Below are 2,436 nucleotides of genomic sequence, written 5' to 3'. Positions count from 1 at the left end.
CCCATATTTAATGGCTTTTTTATAATCATGAAAAATTCGATATGTTTGAGACATATCGATTTGCATTTTTGATAAATACTGATAATCGTTAAAAGAAATTGCTATTTTTTCTCCTTTTTGATAGGTGTTCAAACTTTTTTCGAAAGCTCCACTACCTTCATGATAATGGCCTAATTCTGAAAGAAAAGATATAAGCTTTTTATAGTTTTCTTTATTTATATCAACCGCTTCAATTTTAGTTGAATAATAAATAACACTATCAACTTTATTATTCATTATCGCTTTTTTAGCTTTTTGAATATAATTATCTAATTTGCTCTTTGATACTTCTTGAGCAAAGTAGATAGAAGTGATGCTTATAAAAATAAAAATACAAAGAGATTTTTTTTTTATTTTCACAGGTTTTATTTTGAATTAAAAATTTCACTTAATGAAAAATTAATATTTAAAATACCAACTTTAATTTTTTGAAATTTTTGTAGCGTATTTTGCTCTATACTTTTCAACTCTTCTGGCATTTTTTGCAGCTGGTTAGAAATTAATTTTTCTTTGTTAAAAGCTAAAAGTAAATAATTTAATCTATTCGTTTCTAATATTTTAGTTTTTTTATAGTCCAAATATAAAATCACAATTAATAAGATTGTAAACGTAGAAATTAAGAGTATAAAATGTAAACTATTAATTGGGAGATTCATAAAAGTACTTTTTTAATTTATATAAGAAGGAGATGGCTAATTTCTAGTTAAAGAAAATCAACCTCTGTAACTTTAAAAAATTCTTGTTATTGATTTACTTTTTCTAAAATTTTTAATAATAATTAGAATGATAAAAATGGCAATTAATGATAAAAAAATAGGAATGCCATAGATAGCTAAATAAAAAACAATATTTATAGATGCATTACCAATTCCATCCACTTCATATACATTTTTTAAGTTGATAGGTTCAAAAGCGATCTCATTGAAGTTTGTTTTAGAAAATTGATCAATTTCTGAGAAATAAAAATTACTTTTTTGTGTAATTTCTTTAAAATTGAAATCCTTTAAAGTTTCACCATAAGATAAAACAAAATTAGGGTCTGGATTTTTGCCATAATCTGTCATGTTAAAATGTAAAATATTATTATCTGAATTAAAAAACAACGAGGTTGGGGAACTTACTTTTGTGTTTTTTATAGAAATATTATCTTTTAATTGTGTGTAAAAATCACCATTTTCTATGGGAGATTTCCAAAGAGAACCTGTTTCAATCAGATAAATAAAAGCATTTTTTTCATCAGAATTATACCCTTGCATTATTTTGGCATTGTTGGTGTTTACCAAAAAATAAACACTAAAATGGGTGGTTTTTTTTGGTAAAAATGCGATTTCCCAAACATACCAATTTTCATTTTCGGCATTTGGTTTTTCAAACAGCGATAATTCTTTATTATTTACAAAGCCTTTTATTTTATATAAACCGTCTACATTTACTTCATTTACATTGTCATGAAATTGAACGTTTTTAAATACATTATTAATAGGATAACCGACTTTAATTTTTAAAGTATCGTTTGTGGTATTTTTAAAAAAATAATTGCCTTTTACAGTTGCAAAACCTTTGTAGAGTTGCATGTAAATTTTTTCAGATTGCATCTGAATTTTTTTATAGGCAATGCTATCTTCTGGATATAAAAGCGTAAAACTTCCACTGCCGCCTGCATTCCAAACACCTGGTTGTGCAGAGTTTGAAATTAGAAAAATGCTCCCAATAAAAATGCAGAAGATGTAAACAAAACGTTTCATATTATTTTGTTTTAAAAGGAATTACTTTTAAAGTTGAAAATGTATTATCACAAATATGAAATTCTACTGGCGCTTTATTAAAAACAGAATCTGAAATCTGTTTTGCATATAATTCAAATATTGTTCCATAAGATTTACTATTTGCTGCTTCTTTTGTGGTTACCATTCTAAATTGATAGTTGCCATTTTCGTCATTTTTAGAAAGTTGTACAGATTTTTCATTATCACCTGCAAAACCAGAACTTACTAAATAATCTCCCAGCTTTTCAGCATCCTCTTTTGCTACTTTACTTGTGTAGTAAACTTCTGTTTTTTTAAACTGTAACTTTTTACCATAACCTGTACAGTTTATAAAAAAGACAGAAATACATAAAAGAAATATTTTTTTTAGATTTTTCATTTTATCTGATATTTAATAGTTTTCTAATAATTCTTTTAAATGATAAAAAATAAATTCTTTTCCTGCTAAATAAAATCCTTCAGAAAATTTGTTAGAATCAACTTCTATAATATTGGCATTTTTACTAATTCTGTCTTCTGCTAGGGCAAAGTTTTTAAATGAAGCAATTCTATCCATATCTTGTTTTTGATATGCAACTATTTTTTCTTTTTTAATAACTCCGCTTATTTCTAAATCTTTCTTTAGTGTACC

At 25.2% G+C, this 2,436-nt stretch carries 5 protein-coding genes; all 5 read right to left on the bottom strand.

The features are described from left to right. On the bottom strand, positions 1-399 hold a 399-nt coding region (locus ACTG3S_RS08350), incomplete at its 3' end, for a hypothetical protein (RefSeq protein ID WP_439128899.1). Positions 400-404: 5 nt separating this feature from the next. Continuing rightward, positions 405-695 carry a hypothetical protein gene (locus ACTG3S_RS08345; protein WP_439128898.1) on the bottom strand — a complete coding sequence of 97 codons (291 nt, stop codon included), beginning with the start codon at positions 693-695 and terminating at the stop codon, positions 405-407. Positions 696-767: 72 nt separating this feature from the next. Further along, positions 768-1,784 carry a hypothetical protein gene (locus ACTG3S_RS08340; protein WP_439128897.1) on the bottom strand — a complete coding sequence of 339 codons (1,017 nt, stop codon included), beginning with the start codon at positions 1,782-1,784 and terminating at the stop codon, positions 768-770. A 1-nt stretch (position 1,785) separates the two neighbouring features. Continuing rightward, positions 1,786-2,184: a hypothetical protein gene (locus ACTG3S_RS08335; RefSeq protein ID WP_439128896.1), complete on the bottom strand. Its 399-nt coding sequence runs from the start codon at positions 2,182-2,184 to the stop codon at positions 1,786-1,788. Between the two features lie 12 nt (positions 2,185-2,196). Continuing rightward, on the bottom strand, positions 2,197-2,436 hold a 240-nt coding region (locus tag ACTG3S_RS08330), incomplete at its 5' end, for a hypothetical protein (protein WP_439128895.1).

The organism is Polaribacter sp. (genome assembly GCF_965656025.1).
GTDB lineage: Bacteria > Bacteroidota > Bacteroidia > Flavobacteriales > Flavobacteriaceae > Polaribacter.
This window is presented reverse-complemented; position numbering and strand designations above follow the sequence as displayed.

Coding starts and splice junctions, on each gene's coding strand:
- ACTG3S_RS08345 (WP_439128898.1), bottom strand. CDS start 695: ATGAATCTCCCAATTAATAGTTTACATTTTATACTCTTAATTTCTACG.
- ACTG3S_RS08340 (WP_439128897.1), bottom strand. CDS start 1,784: ATGAAACGTTTTGTTTACATCTTCTGCATTTTTATTGGGAGCATTTTT.
- ACTG3S_RS08335 (WP_439128896.1), bottom strand. CDS start 2,184: ATGAAAAATCTAAAAAAAATATTTCTTTTATGTATTTCTGTCTTTTTT.